The sequence below is a fragment of the Mesorhizobium sp. M1A.F.Ca.ET.072.01.1.1 genome, from assembly GCF_004023325.1.
Classification (GTDB): Bacteria; Pseudomonadota; Alphaproteobacteria; order Rhizobiales; family Rhizobiaceae; genus Mesorhizobium.
Window position 1 is genome coordinate 1 of sequence record NZ_RZSF01000683.1, and the last position, 725, is coordinate 725.

The 725-nt window shown below is 63.9% G+C and carries 1 protein-coding gene; it reads right to left on the reverse strand.

Annotated elements, in window-relative coordinates; genetic code table 11:
• Window positions 1-89 precede the first annotated feature (89 nt).
• Window positions 90-518, reverse strand: coding sequence for a SufE family protein (locus tag EOA32_RS37535; protein ID WP_066997661.1), 429 nt, complete (start codon window positions 516-518; stop codon window positions 90-92).
• Window positions 519-725: the final 207 nt, after the last annotated feature.

Genomic DNA, 725 nt, shown 5'->3' on the forward strand with positions numbered 1-725 from the left:
CCGTTTTGCTTTTGAGGTATTTCAGGGATGTCTTGCTGCGAACGGGTGAACCCGCCGCAGTGCGGCTTGTTGCCGGGCTTGGGGCAGAGTCAGGCGGTTTGCTTCAAGGCGGCTTCGGCGTCGCGCTTGATGCGCTTGACCATTGAGCGAAGGCCGTTGGCGCGCTGCGGCGACAGATGCTCGTCGAGGCCGAGCTCTTTCAGCGTCACTTCCGCATCGGTGTTCTGGATTTCACTGGCCGGCCGGCCCGAGAACAGCGCCAGCATGATGGCGACAAGGCCGCGCACGATGTGGGCGTCGGAATCGCCGCGAAAGCTGACCACCGGATCGACGCCTTCTCCCTGCTCGGTGGTCAGCCACACCTGGCTGACGCAGCCCGGCACCTTGTTGGCCGGTGTGCGTTCCGCCTCGGGAAACGGAGGCAGCGCCTCGCCGAGCTCGATGACATAGCGGTAGCGGTCCTCCCACTCGTCGAGCAGGGAGAAATCGTCGCGGATCGTTTCGATCGAGGTCGTCATTGCCCGCATATAGTGACCCGGCGCCGCCACGTCACGGAAAAAGAAAGACGCCGCGGGCGTCGAGAGGTCGGGCGGGCCCGCGGCGTTAGAGCATTTCCAGAAAAAGGAATCTCAGTTCTTCGCCGTCAGCATCACCGGGATGTTGACTTTGGCGGGCAGGACGATGTCCTCGGCGACGCTGCCGGTGGTCTCGCCAGACGTCTCCGC

Bases quoted from the DNA above. Each gene is read 5' to 3' on its own strand.
- EOA32_RS37535 (WP_066997661.1), bottom strand. From the start codon at position 518: ATGACGACCTCGATCGAAACGATCCGCGACGATTTCTCCCTGCTCGAC.